The organism is Magnetococcales bacterium (genome assembly GCA_015231925.1).
Classification (GTDB): Bacteria; Pseudomonadota; Magnetococcia; order Magnetococcales; family JADGAQ01; genus JADGAQ01.
In genome coordinates this window covers 1-22,665 of the sequence record JADGAQ010000007.1, presented here as the reverse complement: position 1 = coordinate 22,665, position 22,665 = coordinate 1, and the positions used below count along the sequence as shown (strand labels likewise).

Annotated in this window: 10 protein-coding genes; 2 read left to right on the top strand and 8 right to left on the bottom strand. The window is 65.4% G+C overall.

Annotated features, from left to right (window positions below; translation table 11 throughout):
- The first annotated feature begins 6 nt into the window (after positions 1-6).
- Entirely contained in the window at positions 7-1,104 is a 1,098-nt protein-coding gene (locus tag HQL56_01735; GenBank protein ID MBF0308234.1) for a hypothetical protein, read from the top strand.
- Here the strand turns inward: HQL56_01735 and HQL56_01730 are convergent.
- Genes HQL56_01730 through msbA form a run of 3 tightly spaced genes read right to left on the bottom strand, consistent with a single transcriptional unit; the run spans position 1,056 to position 5,097 of the window.
- Entirely contained in the window at positions 1,056-2,228 is a 1,173-nt protein-coding gene (locus HQL56_01730) for a glycosyltransferase (GenBank protein ID MBF0308233.1), read from the bottom strand. The two genes, HQL56_01735 and HQL56_01730, sit on opposite strands and share 49 nt — an antisense overlap.
- The gene (rfaQ, locus tag HQL56_01725; GenBank protein ID MBF0308232.1) at positions 2,225-3,349 is read right to left on the bottom strand and encodes a putative lipopolysaccharide heptosyltransferase III; all 1,125 of its coding nucleotides are present in this window, start codon (positions 3,347-3,349) and stop codon (positions 2,225-2,227) included. Before rfaQ ends, HQL56_01730 begins: the two co-directional genes overlap by 4 nt.
- Positions 3,346-5,097, bottom strand: coding sequence for a lipid A export permease/ATP-binding protein MsbA (gene msbA / locus HQL56_01720; GenBank protein ID MBF0308231.1), 1,752 nt, complete (start codon positions 5,095-5,097; stop codon positions 3,346-3,348). The genes rfaQ and msbA overlap by 4 nt, the downstream gene beginning before the upstream one ends.
- Positions 5,098-5,140: 43 nt before the next feature.
- Between msbA and cca the strand changes: the two genes are divergently transcribed.
- Entirely contained in the window at positions 5,141-6,397 is a 1,257-nt protein-coding gene (cca, locus tag HQL56_01715) for a multifunctional CCA tRNA nucleotidyl transferase/2'3'-cyclic phosphodiesterase/2'nucleotidase/phosphatase (protein ID MBF0308230.1), read from the top strand.
- On the opposite strand, the gene HQL56_01710 is transcribed toward cca, so the two are convergent.
- The 5 genes from HQL56_01710 to HQL56_01690 all read right to left on the bottom strand — a co-directional run bounded on the left by HQL56_01710 (position 6,391) and on the right by HQL56_01690 (position 22,591).
- Positions 6,391-14,118: a CHAT domain-containing protein gene (locus HQL56_01710; GenBank protein ID MBF0308229.1), complete on the bottom strand. Its 7,728-nt coding sequence runs from the start codon at positions 14,116-14,118 to the stop codon at positions 6,391-6,393. The genes cca and HQL56_01710 overlap by 7 nt on opposite strands.
- Positions 14,100-14,669, bottom strand: a complete 570-nt coding sequence (locus HQL56_01705; GenBank protein ID MBF0308228.1) for a DUF1318 domain-containing protein — start codon at positions 14,667-14,669, stop codon at positions 14,100-14,102. The genes HQL56_01710 and HQL56_01705 overlap by 19 nt, the downstream gene beginning before the upstream one ends.
- Complete coding sequence (locus tag HQL56_01700) at positions 14,666-18,211, bottom strand: hypothetical protein (protein MBF0308227.1); 3,546 nt, start codon at positions 18,209-18,211, stop codon at positions 14,666-14,668. Before HQL56_01700 ends, HQL56_01705 begins: the two co-directional genes overlap by 4 nt.
- 118 nt (positions 18,212-18,329) lie before the next feature.
- Positions 18,330-21,398, bottom strand: coding sequence for a DNA polymerase III subunit alpha (locus HQL56_01695; GenBank protein MBF0308226.1), 3,069 nt, complete (start codon positions 21,396-21,398; stop codon positions 18,330-18,332).
- A complete protein-coding gene (locus tag HQL56_01690; protein ID MBF0308225.1) occupies positions 21,395-22,591 on the bottom strand; it encodes a hypothetical protein in 1,197 nt (398 codons plus the stop codon). The genes HQL56_01695 and HQL56_01690 overlap by 4 nt, the downstream gene beginning before the upstream one ends.
- Positions 22,592-22,665 lie beyond the last annotated feature (74 nt).

Sequence of the window (22,665 nt, the reverse complement as noted above, 5' to 3'; positions counted from 1 at the left end):
ACCGCCATGGCCCGCACCAAACCCATTCGATCCATTCTCGCCCAGGGGGGACAGGGCGATGGTCTCATGGCCGTCTACGGTCTGCATGCCTTGATGCAGATCCAGGAGGGATTCCTCTCCCAGGATGCCTGTTTCTATACCCGCACCCTGGCCACACCCCTGGTTCAGGCCCTGCTTCCCGAAATCCGGGCCGATTCCCTCTCGGAAAGTCAGGGGGCCCCGCGTCCTCGTTATCACACCTCGTCCAAAACCTCCTGGACCACCGTCTTTCGCAATCGCTACTCCGGCGACTTCTACCACGATTTCGCCCAACGCCGCCGCCTGGCCTCCTACGGTTATCCCCGTCCCGGTTTCTTCGAACGCATGCTGCAACGCTGGGCCGATGAAACCATGGCCGCCGGCACCCGCTGGCACCGGGAGACCCCGGTCTATTACGGTCACAAGATGTGGGCCCCCCTGGCGGAAGCCTGGGATTGCACGGAAATCGATCTCATGCGAGGGCACTTCCTCTCCTATCCCGTTCTGGCGGGACGCATGCACTCCCTGGCCGTGGCCTCCCCCCTGCCCCCGGAGTGTCCGGAGGATCTGGATCTGGCCATCTTCCCCAGCGGCGCCTCTTTCCAGTTCCTGCCACCGGCCTTTCTGCGCGACCTGACCGAGCAGGCCGGGCTCTCCCCGGAACGCTTCCGCTGCTTTTTCGCCCCCAAGGATCCCCTGCGCCGGGAGTTCGAAGAGGCCGGTCTGCCCTGTGTCACCACCCCCTCCCTGGAAAGCATTCTGGGCGTGGTCGGCCATGCCAGGGTGACGGCCACCTGCGACAGCTTCGTCTCCCATGTGGCCCAACTCGGGGCCAATATCCATCTGGCCTTCATGTCTCACGATCTGCCGGTGCATACCCTGCATCCCGCAGCCGCCAGTCTGGTCATATTCCATCCCCTGGGATGCTGCCCCTGCCATTACCGTAATCGCACCCAGCAGGAACGCTGCTTCGCCAACTCAACAACCTGCAAGGTCTTCAGCGAGGCGGACTATTTGCGGCAGGGTGTGCAGGCCCTTCAGGAAACACTGGGCTGCTCCCCTTCCCAGCCCATCACCGCGTCGTAATAGGCCTCGGTCGCCGCCGCCACCTCCTTCCAACTGAAGCGGTGCTCCACCAGACGCCGGGCATTGTGCGTCACCCGGCGCAAGGTCTCCTGATCCCCCAGAACCCGTTCGATGGCATCCGCCAGAGCGGGTCCGTCCGTGGTGGAGGGATCCAGCAGAAAGGCGTTGCGACCGTCTTCCATGTATTCGACCATGCCCCCGCGCTTCAAAGCCAACACGGGAATTCCCGAAGCCATGGCCTCGATGGCCGCCATGGAAAAAGGCTCCTCAAAGCGCGACGGCACCACCAGCAAATCGGCCAACGGGTGAAAACGGGGCACCTCTTCCGGCTCCACCGTCCCCAGACGAATCACCGGCAATCCCTCCAGACGACGCTCCACTTCCTGGGCAAAGGCCACCCTCTGGCTGGTGGCCGGATCACCCTGGGGCCACTCCCCCAGCAACGCCAGCACATAACGCTCCCGGTCCAGGTGACGGAACGCCTCCACCAGCAGATCCACCCCCTTCTCCTGGGAGATGCGCCCCACATACAGAATCACCTTCTTGCCATCCATCTTGAAGGTGGCCCGCAGGCGCTCCTTCTCCTCCGGCTTCTGCCACCAGGGCACGAACAGGGCCGGATCGACCCCGTTGGGCAGACTCTGGATCACCCGGGCCTTGACACCCTGCTCCCGGCAGCGGTCCAGAATGTATTCGCTGCAGCCAGCCAGCCCGTCGAGTTCCGGCAGGCCCGACACATCCATGTCGTTTTGCATGTGCAGGATGATTTTGGCCCCCGGCACCTTGGCGCGGAGGGGAGCCACCAGTTTGGGGGCGTTCTGGATGTGGATCAGCCCGATCTTCTCCCTGCGGGCGTAATGCGCCACCCGATCCACATAGCCGTAGGGATCCAGTCGGGTCAGCTTGCGAAACAGCCGGGTATAAAGACGCCCGATGCCGATGCGCTGGAACTGGACGTCCCCCTCCCTTTCCCAATCGGGACGGAAGGGATGCGGCGGTGATACGATAAAGGGCTGATAGTTCTCCAACCGTTTGGAGACCGCGTAGATCCAATACTCCACCGCCGCCCCCTTGACCGGGGGAATGGGGTGGATCTCCTGGGTCATCAGCAATACCCGTGTCATGGCAGGATTTCCTTTATCCGACTGGCAAGCAACGGTTCCACATCCTCGAAGCGCAACGTTTCCAGACAATCACTGCGTTTGCTGCCCTTGCAGCCGTCCTTGCCGCAGGGCACGCACTCCCAATCCTGTTGAACGACCAGGTGTTTCCCGGCCTGCTGAATACCGTGGCGATGCGGATAGGGGGTGGTTCGCCCCTCCCAACCGTTGGGCCACGGTCCCCAGTCGAAGGCGCCCGACGGTCCGAACAGGGCCAGGGTCGGCACGCCCATGGCCGCCGCCATGTGCATCGGCGCGGAATCGACCCCCACAAAAAACCGGCACCGCGCCGCCAGAGCCGAAAGCTCCTCCAGGGACAACCGCCCCCGAAGATCGAGTACGGGGGCGTTCATGCGGGATAGCATCTCCGCCGACCAGGCCATGCCGGTCTCGTCCGGCCCGCTGCTCACCACCACGGCAAAGCCCCGTTGCGCCAACCAGTCACCCGTGCGGGCGAAGCCGTCGTGGGTCCAGCATTTGAAATACCAGCGCGCCACCGGATGGATCCAAGCCAGAGGTTGTGCGCCGTCCCACCCCGCCTCCCGCAGAAGCCCCTCCACCCTGGCCGCCGCTTCGGCGGTGGCAACCAGCACCACCTCCCGCCGCCAATTGTCGGGGATGGTGCCCGCGATGAGGTCGAGGTTGCGCTCCACGGTGTGGCGATTGCCCGGAAGGGAGGTCATCGGCTCGGTCAGAAGCCAGCGTCGCCAACGCTTGTCGCCTTCCGAACGCACCAGTCCGGTTCGCTTCGGCGCTCCCGACAGAAAAGCCGTGATCACCCCCCGATCCCCTTCGGTGGTATTGATCACCCAGTCGAAACGCGCCCGTCGCAAAGCCAGAAACCAGCGCAACCCCCGTGCGCCGAAAGCGACCGCGCCCTCCTCCCGCTCCCTTTGGGGAAAGGTCAGGACCGCCTCCAGATGGGGATTGGCCGAGAGCATGCTCTCGGTGCCCCGTTTGACCAGCGCGGTGATGCGGCTGTCGGGATAGTGGGCCTTGAGGGTGGCGATCAAGGCCGTGGTCAGCAGCACGTCCCCGATGTGACGGGACTTGATGACCAGGATGCGCTGCGGAGAATCATTCATGGCCCCTCTTCCACCGGTTCGCGGAATTGCAGGGCGTGCAGCCGGGCATATTCCCCGTCCAGGGCGATCAGCTCGGCGTGGTTGCCGATCTCCACGATCTCCCCTTCCCGCAGGACCACGATGCGATCCACGCTACGGATGGTGGAGAGACGGTGGGCGATCACCAGGGTGGTGCGGTGGGTCATCAGGCGCTCCAGGGCCTCCTGCACCGCCAGCTCGCTCTCGCTGTCGAGGGCGGAGGTGGCCTCGTCCAGAATCAGGATGGGGGCGTTGCGCAGCAGGGAACGGGCGATGGAGAGGCGCTGGCGCTGCCCGCCGGAGAGTTTGATGCCCCGGTCGCCGATTTCGGTGTCGAAGCCTTCGGGCAATCCGAGGATGAAATCCAGGATGTTGGCATCCCGCGCCGCCTGTTCCACCGCCTCGCGGGTGGAGTGGGAAGCCCCGTAGGCGATGTTGTTGCCGATGGTGTCGTTGAACAGGATGACCTCCTGGGTCACCATGGCGATCTGGGAACGTAAACTCAGCATGGAGCAGTCCCGGATGTCACACCCGTCGATGCTGACCCGCCCCGACTGCACGTCGAAAAAGCGCGGCACCAGATGCACCAGTGTCGATTTACCGCTGCCGCTCTTGCCCACCAGGGCCACCCGCTCCCCAGCACGGACGGTCAACTCGATGTTTTTCAACACCGGATCGAGCCCTTCGCCGTAGGAAAACCAGACCCCTTCGAACCGCAGTTCGCGCTGGATCGGCGGCAGCTCGACGGCCTGGGGGGCATCCTTCATATCGGGTTCGATATCGAGGAAATCGAAGATGCGCCGTGCCGCCGCCAGGCTCTCCTGCAACGAGTTGTTCAGTCCGGTGAAGCGCTTGATGGGGGTATAGGCCATCAGCAACGCGGTCATGAAGGAGAAGAAGTTGCCGGTGGTGGTCTGCCCGTCGATCACCGTCTGTCCACCGTAGAGAATCACGCCGCAGACCGCCACCCCGGAGATCAGATCCATGGAGGGATTCGACAGGGAGCGCACCACCGCCGCCCGGAGATTATTGGTCAGCACCTGTTCCGTCACCCGGGTGAAGGCCTTCTGCTCGTACTCTTCCATGCAGAAGGCCTTGACGATGCGCAGTCCGGAGATGGTCTGTTCCAGGTGGGTGACCACCCCTTCCATCAGCTCCTGACGGGTGCGGGAGAGTTTGCGCATGCGCCGTCCGAAGCGGTAGATCAGGTAGCCCGCCAGCGGCAGGCCCAGCATGGCGATCAGGGAGAGGGACCAGTCCCGATAGACCACCACGCCCAGCAGAAAGACCACGGTCATGCCTTCCCGAAGGATGTTGGAGATCACCGTGGAGGCGGCCCCCTTCAGCAGGGTGGTATCGTTGGTGATGCGGGAGATGAGCGCCCCGGTGCTGGTGGAGAGGAAAAAGGAGAGATCCAGGGTCAGCATGTGGCGGTAGATGCGCAGTTGCAGGGTCTGCACCACGCGGTGGCCCACCATTTCCATCATGTAGGTCTGGACATAGTAGGCCACCCCGCGCACCATGAAGATGCCCAGCACCGCCAGAGGGATCACCATCAGCATCTGGCGGTCCTGTTTGATGAAGACCTGGTCCAGAATGGGTTGCACCAGATAGGCGATGGCCCCGTTGGTGGCCGCGAGGACGATCATGCCCAGCATGGCGGGCAGCAGTTTCCAGCGGTAGGGCCAGACGATCTCCCAGAAGCGGTGCAGCAGGGCCTTGTTATTGATTTCCGAAACGATAGCCGGTTTCATGCCTTGGAAATGGTCCCCCATGAAAAACGAGCCGAAAAAAAGGCTTCACCGTAACCCGACACCACCATCGGCGCAATGTTTGCCGGAAGATTCCACCCACCCGGATCCCTTTACGGAGGGACTCTCGTGCCATCTGGTGGGGGGCGCGGTGCGCGACGCGCTCCTGGGACGCCCCTCCGCAGAGCGGGACTGGGTGGTGTTGGGCGCCACGCCGGAGGCGATGCTGGAGCGTGGTTTCAAACAGGTGGGGCGGGCCTTTCCGGTTTTTTTGCACCCCGAAACCAAGGAGGAGTATGCCCTGGCCCGCACCGAAAACAAGACCGCCCCCGGACATACCGGCTTCGAGGTGCGCTTCTCCCCCGATGTCACCCTGGAGGAGGATCTGCAACGGCGCGATCTGACCATCAACGCCATGGCCCTGGATCCGCGCGGCAACACCCTGCTGGACCCCTGGGGGGGGCGGCGGGATCTGGAGAAGCGATTGTTGCGCCACGTCTCCCCCTCCTTTCGGGACGATCCCCTGCGGGTACTGCGGGTGGCCCGTTTTCGGGCTACGTTGAACGGCTTCACCGTGGCCGGTGAGACCTCTGTGCTGTTGACCGAAATGGTCGGCCACGGCGAATTGGCCTGTCTCTCCCCGGAACGCCTCTTCGACGAGACCCGCAAGGCCCTGGGCGGAGAGAACCCGGCGGCCTTCTTCACGGCGCTGGAGGAGTGGGGCGCCCTGCAGGCCCTCTTTCCCGAACTGGCCGCCCTGAAACGGCGCAGCCCCTGCCGCTGCCACCATCGGGCCGCAACCCTCTGGCAGCACGCCCTGCAAGCCCTCGACGCCGCCTGCGGCCTCAGCCGGGATCCCCGCCTGCGTCTGGCGGCCCTGTTGCACGAACTGGAGCCGGAGGAGGCCAGAGGCCTCTGCCGGCGTCTGCGGGCCCCCAACGCTTACCAGGAGGCCGCCTTCCTGGGCTGCCGCTTTCATAAACCCGTGCGTCGTGCCCTGGCCCTCTCCCCCACCGGTATCCTGCGCCTGCTGGACGCCATGGATGTCTGGCGTCAGCCGGAGCGGTTGAACGGGGTTGTTCAGGTTTGTCGGGCCGATCTGCTGGCCCGTCGGGCGGAAGCAGCGTCGCTGCCCCAATTGACCTTTCTGGAAGCCTGTCTGGAGCAGGGACGCCGCCTCACCGGCGCCTCTCTGAAGCTCCCTCCCGGTCCCGAACTGGGCCTCGCCCTGCATCAGGCCCGCCGTCGTCTCATCGCCCGCTTGCGCCGGGGCTACTGATAATCCCCCTGCAACTGGAAGCCCGCCCAATAGGCCGGGTGGGAAAACTGCCGTTTCACCGTCACCTGGGCGGCGCGCAGACTCTCGGCCTTGTTGCGTTTGGCGTATTCCCGATAGAAATGTTTCATCAACACCGCCGTGGCCAGATCGTCCACCCGCCACAACGAGGAGATGAGGGCGTGGGTGCCGGCATAGAGGAAGGCCCGGTTCATGCCGATGATCTCCCCGCCGTGCTGCTGGCCCAATCCCGTCTGACAGGCGCTCAGGGTGACCAGGTCGGCGTTGATCTCCAGGGAGAAGATCTCCTTCATGGTCAGGCGTTGCTGATCATCTTCCCTGCCCGACAGAAAGAGGGCCGAAAAGAGGGGATTGACCCCCTGAAACTCCCCGTGAGCCGCGATGTGGATGATGCCGTAGCGGGAGACGTTGCGGGTGAACCACTCTTTGGATGCCTTGGCTCCCACCAGGAAATCGCCGTCCGGGAAAGGCCAGCGAATGCTGTTGGCTTCCAGTTCCGCCAGGGGCAGATTCAGATTGAAGTTGCCCAGATCGGGATTGCCCATGGCCAGCACACGGGTGTTCTTCACCGCCTTGCGTTTGCCCTGGGAGAAGATGGCCGCCGAGGCCGAAGGCGCGTAGAAAAGGGGACGTTCATCCACCAGGTAGCCCTTGGGCCCCCGCAGCGCCGAAAAGGAGAGGAAATGCAGCGGCCCGTCGGGAATGATGCCCAGGTAGCGCACCGAGGCCAGGGCCTCGCCCACCGGAGCCACCAGCCAGCCGTAGAGCCGCTCCAGAATCGGATCCACCGGTTCCAGCCGCTGCATGCGCTCCCGGTATTGCCGAATGGTCTCCCCCAACTCCCCGGCCCCCACGGCCACCTTGAAAAAGCGGGTCCGGCCCGGTTCCACCAGCCAGATGAACAGCTCCTTCTCACCGATCAGATAGGCCAGATAGGCCACGCCCGGCTCCACCTTGGCTTCGAAACCGGCCAGACCCATGGGGTTGACGCTGACGAAGCTACTCAGTTCGGGATTCCTCTGCCGCAACTCCAACTGGGCCTCTTCGGCCTTGAGGGTCATCTGTCGCAAACGCTCCTGCAAGGCCGGCGGCACCTTGCCCGCGTGGGAGGCCACCTCGCGGGAAACCCCCTCCAGCTCTTGGAACAGCCGACTCACCCGAGCCACCTCCTTTTCGTCGCCGCTGTCCCGCAGGGCGATGCGCTGATTGCCCAGAAGGTCGATGAAGTTGCGGGCCCGGAAGCGCTCCACGTAGTCGAAGGCCTCCCGTTCCCGCCCCTGTTGCACCAGCAGGGAGACCAGCTCCCGGTAGAGATCCTGCTTGTTCTCCTGGAAGCTGTTGCGCAACTCGTCGATGCGCAGCGCCGCCCGCATCCACTCCACCATCTGCACCGCCCGGTCGTACCACCGGATGGCCTCTTCCGCCTGGCCCGCCTCGGCCAGAATCGCCGCCCGGCCCGCCGCAGCCCGCCACAAAACCTCCTTGAGCAGATGGCGACTGGCCAGTTCGAAGGCTTCGTTGAAGTAGGCGTCCGCTTCGGCACTTTGCCCCAGCTTGCGATGCAACAAGCCCAACTCCAGCAGCGTTTTGGAGAGGTTCACCGCGTCGCCCAGCTCGCTGCTCAGCGTCCGGGCCTGCAGCAACCGTTCCCTGGCCTGAGGCAGGCGCCCCAGCATCTGCAGACACGAACCGATGTTGCGGGCATCGTAGCTCTGCCCCCAACGGCTCTTGAGGCGGATATCGATCTCCTCCGCCCGTCCGAACCAGGTCAGGGCCTGTTGGCAATCCCCCCGACTGCGGTAGATCTGCCCCAGATTGTTGTAGGAGGAGGCCAGCTCCGAAGGAATGTCCGCCTCCTTGGACATCTTGACCGCCTCTTCCAGGTGCCACAGCGCCTTGTCGAGCTGGTTGAGGGTCCAGTAGACCAGACCCCGAGTGTTTTCCACCATGATCTCCAACGGCTTGTCCCCGGCCTTGCGCGCCTCCTCGCGAGTCTCCAGCAGCAGCCGGAAGGCATCCTGGTAGTCGCCCCGGTACCAGGCGGAGTTGGCCAGATACAAGGTGCCGCTGGCCACCAGAAAGGCATCTTCCAGAGCCGTTGCCAGGGTGCGCCCCTCCTGGAAATGGCGGTCCGCCTCCTCCAGATTGCCCGATTTTTCCCAGGTCAGGCCGACATCGTAGAGGGACTCCACCTCGCCCTTGCGATCCCCCGTCCGGCGGAAGTATTGCAACGCCTCCAGAAACGCCTCCCTGGCCCGCTCGTACTGTCCCAGCCGCAGATAGTGGATGCGACCGATCTTGCGATACTGTTGCGCCAGATCGTTTTGCGAACCCAATTCGCCGTAAAGGCTGGAGGAGCGGGCGAACTCTTCGAGGGCGGAGGCGTAATCCCCCATATTCTCCCGCACCACTCCCAGGGTGGAGAGCCCTTCCGCCAGACGCTCCCGGGCATTGGAGCCCTCCCACAGGGTCAGAGCCCGTTGCAAATGGTCCACGGCGGATTGGAAGGCTTCCACCCGGGAATACAACACCCCCAGGGTGAAGTGGGCCTGGGAGAGATCCGCAACCGGCGCCTGCCGCTTCTCCAGCCAGGCCAGCAACTGCTGCTGATGACCCACCGCCCGGTCGAAGGCCTCGGTGCGGAAACAACCGTCCACCACGAAGCGGGTCAACCGGGAACGCAACTCCTCCTGCCCCGTCCGGTCGAGGACGGCCAGGGCGTTCTCCCCATGCAACACCGCTTCCGGCCATTTCTCTTCCCTGGCGGCGGCTCCCGCAGCCAGCACCTCTTCCTGAAAGAGGCGTCGCACCTCTTCCGAACGCCCCTCCGGATCGAGTCCCATGCCGCCCCACAGCCGGAGACTCTCCGGAGCGATACCGACGGCGGCGGCAGCGGTCGTCAGGGCCTCATGGGAGCGCCCCCGCTCCAAACCTTGCTGGTAGTGCGACACCAATGCAAGCAGCTTCTCCTCGGAAACCGCGCCATCCACCCGCACCAGATGGGGGAAGCCGCTGCGCAACCAGCCACTCGATGCAACCGCCTCCTCTTCCTCTCCGGCCTGGGCGCTGCCCCGCCAAAAGACCGTATGCCCACGCCCCCCGGCCAGCTCGGCGAAGGAGGCCTGCCAATGCACCCCGCGGGGTGAGGCCCCCAGGACCAGACCCTGGACTCCGGGTGCCTGGTTGAAGACCAGCACATGACCCTCTTTCACCCGCTTCAGACTCTGCTCCCGATCCTTGGCCGACTCGCTCTTCTCGCCACCGGGAAGCCTTCCGGCAAGGTCGACCCCCACCCCCGCCACCACGACCCGATTGAAAAAGACCCTTCGCAAGGCGTTGGCGGCCACCACATCGTAGACCGTACCCACCCGCACCGAGGGGCGATCGGACCGGGCGGCGGAAGCGCCCGCCCAGGAGAGGTGTTTGGCTGCGGACAAGGCCTCCCGCAGCGCCGCCTCCACCGGCTGGCCATCACCACCCAGCGAAGAGACGAGAATCCGCTGGCCGTCGTGCAGGAACAGCAGCGTGGTCTCGCCGAGGGAAAACGTGCGCAGGTAAGGGGCTTCGGCACTCAATGAATTGCCCAAAACCCCCTGGTCCAGCGGATAGGACCAGAGCAGGGCCACCGCCTCGGGATGCTCCTCGAAAAGGCTCAACACCTCCTGGCCCCACTCCTCCCCCATGCGGCTCCGCAACGCCGCCGGGACCGGCTGGGCAATCGCCTCCCGCATGGCCGCCAAGCGATCCTTGAGAGTCCTGCCGGCCTCTCCCAATCCGGCGAAGAAGAGCGGCTCCCCGTGGCGGGCATAAAGGAGCGCGGCCAGGCGTCGGGCTTCGAGGCGCTCCAGCCAGTGGAAGGCCTCCGCACCCCGTCCCGCCTCCCACAGCGTGCGCACCAGCTCCCTTTGGAAGCGACGCGCCAGAAGATCCAAACCCGCTTCGCCGCCCCTCGAAAAGAGCAACGGCGAGAGGGAGAGCTGGCTCTCCCCCGCCTGAAGCAGCTTTTGCAGGCGCACCTCCGGGTCGCTTTGGGCCTGGGCCTCCTGCCAGCGGGCCATCCAGCCCTCGGCCATCAACCAGCTCTCCAGCAAACCTCCGGCCTGTTTCCGCAGTTGCCCTTCACCTTCCTCTTTTCCGGCCCAGGCCGCCAGCTCCAGCCGGTTCAGCAGCACCCGCCACAACAAACCCGCCGTCTCTCCGGCGTCGAAAGGGGACTCCTTCTCCAGCAACTCCTGGGCCCGACGGTAGAGGTCGTGCCCCAAAGCCACCCGCTCCTGCCAGACAAAGAGCCTTTCGGCCCCCCTGCGCGGCTCCTCGCCCGCCACGGCGAGCGGTTCCTCCAGGGTGGCGAAGAGAAAGGCCAGTGAAGTCATCAGGTGGAAATCGAGGGGCTCCGTTCCCCCCGGAGCCAGCTCCCGCCAAGCCGCAACCATCTCCCCGACCAGCGGGAGGGAAACGTCGCGCCCGGCCACCACGAACTCTCCGAGGATCACCGCCAGGTTGAACAGATTGACCCGGCTGCCGTGGGAGAGGCTCAAGGCGCGAGTGATGCCCAGTGACTCCCGCAGATGCCCCAGGGCCACCTCCTTCTCCCCTTGCACATAAGCCAGCCCCGCCAGGCGGTTGAGCACCACTGCCTTTTCGGCCAGCAGCGAAACCGAAGCCCCCGGTCCGGGGGCCAATCCCGAGGGAAACCGCTGCAACTGACGGGAAAACCACTCCCTGGCGGTTTGGCTCTCGCCCAACCGGGCGAAGCTGTCGGCCAGATAACCGAAGAGCAGCTTCTCCTCCCCGTTTTGATCGAAGCCCCTGGCCGCACCACCTCCGCCGCCCGAAAGAGCCAGATCCATCTGGATCAGGCTATCCCCGGCTTTTTGCTCCTTGACGCCGAACTGCCGCAAGGCGTCCAGCCCCAGGAAATAGCTCTCCAGGGCCGACTCCAGCGCTTTGCGGTCGCCCCCCTTGCCGGACTGGGCCAATCGATAGAGGTTGACCCCGATGTTGCGCCGCAGCATGGCCAGATTGCGCGTGCGCCCCGCCTTGACATTGGCCTCCAACGCTTCCGAAAAACGGGCCACCGCCTCGGTGTGGCGTCCCATCTCCTGGTAGACCAGCGCCAGGCGTTCGATGATCTCCGTGCGCAGAGGCTCCTCCTTTTCGGGAACCATGGAGAGCGCCTTGTCGAACTGTCGCACGGCCTCCTCCATCTGACCGATGCGGAAGGCGCTCTGGCCGAAGCGCTTGTGAAAGATCAATTCGGTGGTGACGTTGCGGGTAAAGCGCCCCAGGGCTTCGCGCCGGGCGTAATGGCGAAAGGCTTCGCCGTGGTTGTCCAGGGCGTGCATGACGTTGCCGAGATTGAGCAACAGCGCCGCCTCACTCTCCGGAAAGAGGGCGGTATCGGTCAACTGCAGCGCATTGCCATAACTCGAAGCCGCCTTTTCCAACAGCCCCTGCCCCGCCTTGCCCACCTGCTCCGCCTGCTCGTAAGCCCAGCCCAGGGTCTGGAAATAGGAGGCCACCCCGCCATCACGGGCCACCACCTCCTCCAGCAGTTGGATCAACCGGGAAAAGTCGGGATTGGCCTCGTAGGAGAGGGCCAGGGCGTAACCGTACTGGTAGAGGGGATTCCCCGGATTTTCTCCCATCCGGGTGCGGTAAAGATCCCGTATCCCCGTCATCTCCCCCAACATGGCCCGGGTTTCGATATAGCCGCGATGCACCTCCACCATCTCCGGATGGCGATCCAGAATCTGGCGCAAGCGTCGCAAGGCCACCTGTCCATCCCCCAGATCCCGTATCTGCAGGGCGGCCCGCACCTGTTGCACCACCAGACGGTGCAACAGTTCCCGCGCCTCCCGCGGATTGGCCCCCACCTCCATCAGTCGGGTGTAGGCCGCCGCAGCCTCTTCGTAACGTTCCAGTTCCGTCAGCCAGTCGGCTTTGAGCCGCCAGGCCCGTTCCCGAATCGCCGGCTTGCGTTCCGCGAAGCGTTGCAGGAGATCGTCCAAAGCCTCCACGGCCTTGGGACCGTCACCCGCCGCATGGTACAACTCCGCCACCCGGAACTGCGCCTCGCTGCCCAGTTGCGGCAAATCGGGACGGGTGTCGGCAAAGGCCCGCAACGCCGCCGTCTGATCCATAACCGACGCCCCCACCGCTGCAACTTCCAGCGCCTGGGCAATGGCCCGCCGCCCCATGCGGCTCTCCTCCCCGAAGGTGGCGATCACCTCCAGAAAGAGCTTGCGCAGCTCCCCGTCGTTGTTCAGGGTGCGAAAAACCTTGGCCTTGCTGAACAGTGCCCGGCCCCGAACCTCCGCGTCCGCCGAGGCCGTGGCCCGTGAGAGGTGTTCCAGAGCCCGCAGGGTATCCCCCGCCAGCAGGAAAAGGTGCCCGCTTTCGATCCAGGCGGTGCCTGCCACCACGGCATCCCCCTTCTCCCGACCCGCCCGCTCCAGTACCTTGCGGGATGTCTCCTCCACGCGCTGGCGCAGCGTGCGGGAATCAAGGGTACCGGCCTGGCGGTAGAGAGGCAGAACCAGCCTTCCCATCTCCCCCAAAGCCGCATCCCGGGGGGAAAACCCCTGCAACGAACGCAACACATTTTCCGCCTGATGGAAACGTCCCGCCTCCCGAAGCCGCCAGGCCAGATCGAAGGTCAGACCGCTCGCCGCCTGCTGCGAAATCTGACGCACCCGGTTGCCCAGCACCATCAACCCCTCGTCGGAACGCCCTTCGTCGAAGAGATTCTCCGCCAGCTCCCGCGCCTCCTGCTCCCGAGCGTAAAAGGCGGGCAATCCGGCAATCGACAGCTCCTTGACATCCCCCGCCCCCAGATCGGCATAGACCACAACCCCCTGCGCCGCCGTGGGCTGCAGGTGAAACCCCCCTTCCGGGGTAATCTGATAGAGCCCGGTGGTCCGGCCCGCCGACCAGTCGAAGAGGGCCATCCAGATGGCGGAATGATCCGCCGAATTCACCACCCCGTCCTGGTTGGAGTCTTCGCTGTATCGGGCGAAAACGATCCGACCCGCCTCGTCGACGACCGGGTTGGTCTCCAGAAATCCCCCGTCGGTCACTTCCCGCACCACGCCGTCGGCGGGAGAGACAACCTCCAGGCCCCGTCTGCCCGGCCGCACCACCTGCCCCCCAGGCCCCGGGGCGTAATCCGAAAGGCCGGCCAGAACCTCCTCCTCCCGGTTTTCGCCCGGCAGGCGTTTCATCAACCGACCCGTACTCTCGCCGGGCAGGCGTTTCAGGTAGTAGGCGAAACGCCCCTCCCCATCCCAGAAGGGACGACTGTCGGCGCTGGCCCCGTCGCTCAACCGCTCCACCTTGCCGGTCAGCAGATCCTGCAGGTAAATATCCCCACGGGTATCGGTGCGGTGGGAGACGAAGAGCAGCCGATCCCCCTTGGAACTCAGGGCGGGAGAGTGGTCCTCCCCCGGATGGTCCGTAACCTGCCGGGGAATGGGACGGGCCGCCTCGCCCCGTTCCAGAAGCCAGATATCCCGGTTGCCGGACCGCTCCGAACAGAAGGCCACCAGCCGTCCGTTGGCCGACAGCGAGGGAGCGAAATCCAGCGCGGAATGTCCCGCCAGCGGTATCGGACGCGGGATCTGCCCCGCGCCTTCCTGCGCCGTGGCAGCCGCCGGCAGCAGAAAGAGACCGAGGAGCGCGGCGATCAGGGTTTTTGTCGCCATTTGCCGTCCTCCTCCTGCAACCACTCTCCCGGCTGGGCCTGATCCCGGCGCATGGAGGCAAAGGTGCGGCGAATGCGTTGCAGATCCTCCTCCTTCATGCCTTCGTTGCTCTCCAGCACCCGGCGAATGATGGCCTCCCGGTCACTGTTCTCCTCTCCGATCAGGGCCTCCACCATCTTGCGTTCCGACTCCGGCAGGGTCGCCCCCTCCCGAACCAGCAAACGCCCGTCGTTGGCCTCCCCGATCCACCCCTCCTTCTTGAAGCGGACCAGATCGTCCCGGTTGAAGGCGGAACGCTGCATGGCCCGCACCACCTTCATCTTGCCGGGAGGCGTGGCCGCCTGTTCCACCAGCTTGCCCTGGGGATCGATGCCCCGCACCGAAGCCACCAGTTGCATCTCCCGGCCCAGGGATTCGTAGCTGCCCAACACCTGATTCTCCAGGGCGGTGCGTTCGTCCACCACGGTGATGCCCACCAGCGGTCCCGAGCCGCACCCCGCCAGAACCAGGCTCAACACCAGCGCAACGCCTCTTTTCCAATGGCTTTTCATGGACTCTTTTCCTCCCCGGCCAGACTGTCGCTGCCAATGCGCTGTAAAACCGCCACCAGCCCGCGCAACGGCTCCAGCACCGGTTGCATGCCCTTCAGTTTCGCCAGACCCCGCACCGGGATGCGCTCCATGCGCAAGGCATCCAACACCCCTTCCTGAAAATCGATGCGCAACGAGACCACCCCATGGCGGAATCGCACCTCCAACCGGGAAGGGTTGGCCAGATTCACCTTGGAACGGGCATCCACCAGAGCCGGGTTGCGATCCTCCGGATCCAGAAACCGCAACAGATCCACCACCGCCCGCCGACCGATGCGCGGCGCCACCACGTTCATTTCGGCCCGCTCCAGAACCAGCGGCTCCTCCCCGGAACTCAAGGGAATCACCCCGTTGAGCAACAGATCGACCTGACTGCCCCCTTCCGCAGAGGTGGATTTGACCCCGGTCAAGGTGGCCACGTCGAGGTTGACCCCCTCCAGCCGGAATCGCAACAACGGCTCCTTGCCGGTCACCAACTGCAGATCCCCGCCGACGTTGCCCCCCAGGAGGTTCAATCCCAGTTGCTGCAAGCGCAGGGTCTCCTGCTGGAAATCGAGGTAGGCGTGGATATCGTCCAGCTTCCAGGCCCCGGATTGCAGGGATTTGATGCGGATCACCCGCCCCTCTTTCCCGGTTCCCAGGAGTTCCGGCAGCAGATCCGTGGGCACCAGGTGGGAGACCGCCGTTTTGCCCCGACTCTCCTCTCTGGCAAAGCGCAGGTTCTTGCGCAGATCCACCTCCCCGTCGAGTCCCTGCAACCGCAATCCCGGCGCGGTCAGATCGACCTTCTTGAAATCCATCTCCAGCCGGGAGGCGAACTGCTGCTTCTTCTCCTCCTTGGTCAGTCCCAACTCCAGGGCCAGTTGGCCGCGCCCCTGCACATCGGGCCTGGCCAACATGGCGCTCATCCGTTCCAGATCGATGAACAACCGGCTGTGCAGTGTGGCAAACAGACGACGCAACGCCGCCGTCAGGGCCTCCTCGCCCCGGGCCTGTCGCACCGCGTCAAAACCCTCCGTCCGCCCCTCCAACTGAAAATCGACTCCCGGAAACGCCGCCTTCAGGTGATCCACCTGCAACAGTCTGCCCCCCTTCAGGGCAATGCCCCAATCCCCCGTCACCTCCTGTAGCACCATCTCGCCCGGAAGCTGCAACCGGGCGGCCTTCACCTTGCCGTTCCAGTCGAGGCCTTCGCCGACTCCCGGCGTATACCCGAAACGCATGTCCGGATGCACCCCCTTGAACGACAGATTGCCCATGCGCCCCGCCAACCCCTCTCCCTGAAGCGACAGGGAGGCCGTCATGGGCAAGGTCGTTTTGGCCAACTCCTCCTCCGAGGGCAACCGGCCCTTGGTCTGAAGACGCAGGGCCAGTCGGCCCGCGAAATCGCCGATCTCCCGCTCTTCCAGAACCTTGAGACGCACGGCCTTGTTCAGTTTGGCCAAATCGCCCGCCTTGATCTCCAGACTGCCGTCCACCTTGCCGGAATCCCCCTGCACCTCGCCCCGACTCTCCACCTGCAACAACGACGGCGCCTCCAGGTTCAACCGCTCCCACTGGAAACGTCGCGTCTCCGGCCAGGCCGTGCCCGCAGCCCGCAGGGTCAGGCGATCCAGATCGGTGGCAACCTCCTGCTGCCGCAGGTGCAACCCCTCGACCTCCATCTCCAGCCGCTGGTTCACCTGATCCGCAACCGGCCGCCCGGTAGCAGCGTCCCAAGTCCCGGTGCCGGAACCCTGAACCGTCAGTCGCGCCCGTTTCAGTACCGGATCCGCCCCCTGCCGCAACCCGGTCAGATCGAGGCCTATCCGGGTGTCCGCCTTGATGCGGGAATCCTGAAGGTGGGCCTGCACATCCGCGCTCAGCGTCTCCACTTTGCCGTTCCAACCGGAGGTCCGGGCATCCAACGGCAACGAGGCGACCTGCAGATGGGCTTCGGCATCACCACTGACCGGTTGGAAACGCTCATCCAGCCCCGCCTGCCAGGAGAGGGAAAGGGTATCCTTGCGGGCTTCGGGCCGCAGAGGCGTCTCTCCCGGAATGAACGACGCCAGCCGGGTCAACAGCTCCTTCAGGACCACCTTGGCCTGCACCTCCCCGGAACTCTCCCACCCCGTGCCCCCGTCGACCCGATGCAGCCGGCCCTTGGAATGCATCTGCAGCAGCTTGTCCGAATCCAGTCGGGAGAGGTGCCATTCCAGACGGCGATGGTCCGCGCTCAACCGGCTCTGCAGATCAACCTGCAGGGGGAACGGCGCCAACTGGCCCTGCGTCAGATCGGGAATGATGCTCTCCACGCCTGCGTGCAGCGATGCCTCCCCCGCGCCGTCGGGCTCCAACCGACCCTTGAGGCTGAATTCGCCCCCTTGCAGACGCTGCCCGCCCATGCTCAACGCCGGAATGCGCCCCGTGGCCTCGAAACGGCCCCCGAAGCGGTGATCGGCATGGGTGGTCATCTCCTCCACCCGCAGCCCCACCTGGCTGGGCTCCAGATAGAGCCCCACCATGGGCCAATGCACCGCCACGGCCTTGGCCTCCAGCTCCGCCCCGGCCACCAGACTCGCCGGACCGCCGGGCGGGATCTCTCCCGAAACCCGCCCTTTCAGGGTGAGACCGCCCTTGAACTCGGCATCGCTCATCAGGGAGGGCAGCCAGTGGTCCAGCAGGTTGCGGATTTCCGGCAGTTGCAGCGCCGCCTGCTCCACCTCCGCCGTCACCCCCAGGGCGCCGTTCTCCAGCCGCGTCACCCCCCCCTTGCCTTGCACCTCCAACGCCGGGCCCAACTGGGTGAAAAAGGAGTCCAGCCGGATGCGGCCCTCTTTCGGACTGCCTTGCAGCTCAAAACGCATCACCAACGGCGTGGTCAGATGGCGTTTCCCCTCCACCAGCCCCACGGAAGCCACCTGCAACGTCGCCTGGCCGCTCAACGATTTGAGCGTGGCATTCAGGTTGGAAGTGAGTCTCAGCCGCTCCAGATGGATGCTGCGGCTGGAGGTCAAGCGCAGGGAAAAGCTCTCCACCTCCGCCAGCAACTCCCCCAGCACCAGCGGCGGCAGTGGCGGCGGCGCGGAGGCAGCGGTTCTCGGCCCCTCGGTTTGCGCTGTCGAAGGTTGCCGCAAGGCTTCCAGGTCGACACCTCCCCGAAAGCCCTTCAGCTCGACGCGGTTGATCTGCACCTTGCCCCCCAGAAGGGCGGCGGCTTTGTAGTCGAGGAGAAGTTCCTTGAAATGGAGATCGAGCCCCTTCCAGCCGGTCCAATGACCATCGGCCAGGGCCAGGCCGCGAAACAGATTGAAGGAAATGTGGGAAAAATCGACTTCTCCCGGCAGATTGGCCTTGAGAACGGCGCGCAGCTTTCCCTGAACCGGTGCCCATTCCACCAGGTAGGAATGGCCGCCCAGCAGCAAAACGATCAAGAGGACAACCAGAGCCAGCAGGCGAAACAGCAACCGCACCGGACGTTTCCACCAGGAGACCGAGGGAGCGGCGGGTTCTTCGGACAAGGCTTCCCCCCTTTCGGGTAGCGGACGGGACCAAATGAACCATCAGCCCCTCATTTAACCCGAAAAGAGGGATATAAATCCATCCATAACCGTTCAGCCCTTCATCTTAATGCCGCTTTCACGTTCCAACCCGCCGCATCCAATCCACCACCAGACTGCCCTGACGCATCACGCCCCCCACATGCCAGGGACCCGGCCCCCGCAACGCCGGTCCCACCTGCCGTAAAACCGGTGGGAACAGCACCGTCTCGATCAACCCGGTGCGATCCGACAAGGTCATGAAGGCCATGGGCTCTCCCCGTTTGGTCACCATCTCCTTGCGGGCCACCGGCAGACCCACGCATTGGGCGCCGGCCCCTTCCGCCACGTCGAGCAGCCGTTTTGCCGAAACCACCCGTCCTCGCAACCCCTCCAACTCCCCCCGATACAGCCGCAAGGGATGATCCACCAGGGACAACCCCATGCTCTGCATCTGGCGCAACAGGGTCTCGGTCACCTCTTCCGCAGTCCGTTCACGCTCCGCGAGGGGGGCCTCCCCCTCTTGCGGCCACAAACCGCCCCGCTCCGTCGCCTCCGGCTTGGCTGCCGCGCCGTGAAAAGCCTCCAGCTCCCACAACAACGCCTGCCGGTCCGCTTGGTCCACAACCCCTTCCAGGGCGTCCGCGGCCCCGCTCAAGACCAGCATGGCCGCCGCTTCCCGGTCCAACGGCACCCGTTGCAAAAAATCCCGCCAATGGCGAAACGGCGCGGCGCGGGCAATGCGCTCCCCCGCCTCCCGTCCGAGATGGCGAATCCATTGCCAGCCCAGACGCACGGCCCGTTCCCCCTCGGCCACGCTCTCCCAGCTTCCCAGCACCAGACAGGGTCGGCGCGGCTCGATGCCCAGGCGTCGCGCCTCGTCCACATAGACCTGGGGATGATAAAACCCTCCCTGATGGGTCAGAATCCCGGCGAAAAACCAGGCCGGATGATGCACCTTCAACCAGGCCATCTGAAAACTCAGCCGGGCAAAGCTGGCCGAATGGGCCTTGCAAAAGGCGTAACCGGCGAAGGAGCTGATCTGCTCCCACAAGGCCTGCGCCCCTTCCGCCGTCATGCCCCCGGAGACCGCGCCCCGCAAAAAACGCTCCCGGTAACAATCCATCTTCTCCCAGTGTCGTTTCTTGCCCATGGCCCGCCGCAACAGATCGGCCTCCCCCAGGCTCATGCCCGCGATGACCGCCGCCGTGCGAATCACCTGCTCCTGATAGACCAGAATGCCGTGGGTCTCCTGCAGAATGGGACGCAGACGCTCATCGGGACAGCTCGCCTCCTCCAGCCCGTGATGCCGCCGGATGAACGCATCCATCAGCCCGCCCTGATTCACTCCGGGCCGAATGATGGAACTGGCGGCGACCAGGGTTTCGAAATCCCGGCAGGCCAGACGCTTCAGCACGCCCCGCATGGATGGCGATTCGATGTAGAAACAGCCCACCGTCTCCCCCCGCGCCAGAAGATCTCCGGTAGCCGGGTCGGCCATGGCCTGCTCCGGAGCCAGCCCTCCCTCCGGATCCTCGGCGCGACGCCGTCCCAGGGCGGACAGCGCCGTACACAAGGCGCTCATGGAACGGTTGCCCAACAGATCGATCTTGATCAGGCCCAGATCCTCCGCCGGTCCCATGGCCGCATCGGTGGCGGGCCACCCTTCCGGAGAGGGCACCACCGGCACCACATCCCGCACGGGAAGTCCGCATACCGCCACGCCGCACGGATGCAGGGCGAAGTGGCGGGGCAGCCCGGCCAGACGGCGCGACACGGCCAGCACATCCCGCCACGGCGGCTCGTGCAACGGCAACCCCCGATAACCCGGATGCCCGCTGGCCAGCACCGCGTCCAACCGCTCCAGGGATCCACCGGGCAGGCGTCGCGCCAAGGCGCCGAACATCCCCGGCGGAAGCCCCAGTGCCCGTCCCACCTCCCGGAACAAACCACGGGTCTGAAAGGTCTGAAAGGCCCCGATCAGGGCCACATGCTCCTCGCCGAAACGCTCCACCACGAAACGCAACAGGTTCTCCCGCTGATCCCAGGGCACGTCAAGATCGATATCGGGAGGATCCAGACGTTCGGGATTGAGAAACCGCTCGAAAAAGAGCTGGTGAGCCACCGGATCGACATGGGTGATGCCCAGGGCATAGGCCACCGTCGAGTTGGCCGCCGAACCCCGCCCCAGAACGGGCAGACCCCGCCGTCGCGCCTCCAGGACGATCTCATGCACCACCAGAAAATAGCTGGCGTAGCCCATGCGCCCGATGCACTCCAGCTCGTTGCGGGTACGCCGCAAGGCCTCCAACGGCAGCGTTGGCCGGTAACGCCAGGCCAGCCCCTCCATGGTGCGGCGGCGCAACACCTCCTCCGGGGGAACATCGCCCGCCATGACGGGAAACAGTGGTCTGCCCAGCTCCGGCACGAAACGACAACGCTCCACCACACGCCGGATATTGGCCAACGCCTCCGGCAAATGGGAGAAGGCCGCCACGAAAGAGGCCTCGGGAGAGACCGCCCAGGAGGGGGCCGACCCGTTCGGCGGCAGCCGATGCACCGTGGTGCCCGAAGCCAGGGCTCGAACCACCCGCTGGGCGCGCAAGCCGCCGACATCCCGCGCCACGACATCCCCAACGGCCACCAGCGGCACCCGCGCCTTGCGGGCCAACTCCAGAAGCGCGGCCCGACCGGCCTCCCCCTCGACACCGGCTGTCGGCCCCACCCGCGCAAAGAGACCCGCCTCCTGCCGCCGCCAGCCCTCCACCTTCAGACAGCGCCACAACCATTGCGCGGTACCGGGCAGCGCCACCAGAGCCTCGGCCCCCTCCCGAAGATTCTGCCAGGCCTCCTCCCGCCGCCCGTGCCGCCACGAGGAGACGGCGCGGCACACGCCGCGCCAACCGGAAGCACCCGCCACCAGCACCACCAGGCCCGCATCGGTGGCATCCTGTCGCAGGGTCACGCCCACCAGAGGCTGAATACCCGCCATGTGCGCCGCCTGAACGAACGGCACGATGCCAGCCAGGGTATTCACATCGGTCAACGCCATGGCCGACCAACCCCGGCGCACCCCCTCCGCCACCCAGTCGCCCGGCTGCTCCACCCCCTCCAACAGAGAGTAGGCGCTGCGCAGGGACAACGGCACCACCTCTTCGAGCGAACTCATCGCGGCATCACCTCACGCAACGTCGTTGCAGACTCCGCCGCCAGCAGAATCCCCCTCTTGACCGCATTCCCCCCGAAACGATCCCGAATGGCGTCCAGAGTGCGATCCAGGGCGCCGGCCCGCCGTCGCGCCGCTTCGTCATCCGGGGCGAAGAGGTCCCGTGGCCGATGCGCCACCACCCGTTCCACGCGGATAATCACCCGCCGCACCATGACCCGTCGTTGCCGCAAGCTCTGCAAGCCCGCCCAAACCGCCTCCAGCAAACCCTGGAATCCTTGTTCCGCCGTTTCCAGCCGCAAACTCTTTTCCCGTCGCACCCCGTCCCAATCGACCCAAACCAACCCCAGCCCCACGGCATGATGCCCGGCCTGCCGCAGTCCGGCGCCCAACGTCTCGCACCCTCCCGCAACCAAGGCCCGCAAAGACTCCTCCTTTTGCAGGGCAAGACCCGGTTCCAGCTCCACCGTCAACCTCTGCGTCGCACCATCCGAAAGTCGCCAGGGCAGCGGATCCTGACCGGTAGCCACCTGTCGCCACAACACGGCCCGAGGCCCGAAAACCCGTAACAAGGCCTCCTGCGGACACTGCAGCAACTGGGCGATGCGCACCACCCCCAAACGCTGCAACCGCGCCACGGTGCGCTGCCCCATGCGGGGCAACAAGCCTACCGGCAGCGGCCCCAGAAAACGGCTCTCCTGCCCGGACAAGACCCGCAACCAGTCAAGCCCGGAACGCCAGGCCGCCTCCCCCGCCATGAGCGCCACCGGACGCCCGCTGCCCACGCCGCCCACCACCGGGAACTCCCGCCCCAACTCCCGCACCAGCCCATCCAGGGTCACCACACCCGCCTGCCCGTGCAAGCGCTCCGTTCCGCTCAAATCCATGACCCAGCGCCCCCGCCGGTTCTCCTCCACTGCGGGCGTAACCGCCAGCAGGCGCGTCACCACACGTTGCCGGATGGCGTTTTCCTCCTCTTCCGCAGAGCGCCGACGCACCACCTCGGCGGACAATCTCCCTTCCGCCTGGCCCGGCCACACCCCACGCCGCCAGGCCTCCCGGTTCACCGCCACAACCCGCCCTTCCGCCCCGACCACCGCCAGCGGACACACCGCCACAGCCGGTTCCCGCCGGCACACCGCCGCCACCGCCAATCCCGGAATGGCCAGGGCCGCCACGGTCCGTCCCCCGCCCATGCAAGTCCCCTCCTTCAACGTATCTATTCAGGTATACGGGGGTTCGGGGGGGATTATCCCCCCCGACGGGTCCA

Excerpts from the sequence above, each read along its gene's own strand:
- HQL56_01710 (MBF0308229.1), bottom strand. The coding sequence starts at position 14,118 with ATGGCGACAAAAACCCTGATCGCCGCGCTCCTCGGTCTCTTTCTGCTG.
- HQL56_01690 (MBF0308225.1), bottom strand. The coding sequence starts at position 22,591 with ATGGGCGGGGGACGGACCGTGGCGGCCCTGGCCATTCCGGGATTGGCG.
- cca (MBF0308230.1), top strand. The coding sequence starts at position 5,141 with ATGAAAAACGAGCCGAAAAAAAGGCTTCACCGTAACCCGACACCACCA.
- HQL56_01730 (MBF0308233.1), bottom strand. The coding sequence starts at position 2,228 with ATGACACGGGTATTGCTGATGACCCAGGAGATCCACCCCATTCCCCCG.
- HQL56_01735 (MBF0308234.1), top strand. The coding sequence starts at position 7 with ATGGCCCGCACCAAACCCATTCGATCCATTCTCGCCCAGGGGGGACAG.
- HQL56_01705 (MBF0308228.1), bottom strand. The coding sequence starts at position 14,669 with ATGAAAAGCCATTGGAAAAGAGGCGTTGCGCTGGTGTTGAGCCTGGTT.
- HQL56_01695 (MBF0308226.1), bottom strand. The coding sequence starts at position 21,398 with ATGAGTTCGCTCGAAGAGGTGGTGCCGTTGTCCCTGCGCAGCGCCTAC.
- rfaQ (MBF0308232.1), bottom strand. The coding sequence starts at position 3,349 with ATGAATGATTCTCCGCAGCGCATCCTGGTCATCAAGTCCCGTCACATC.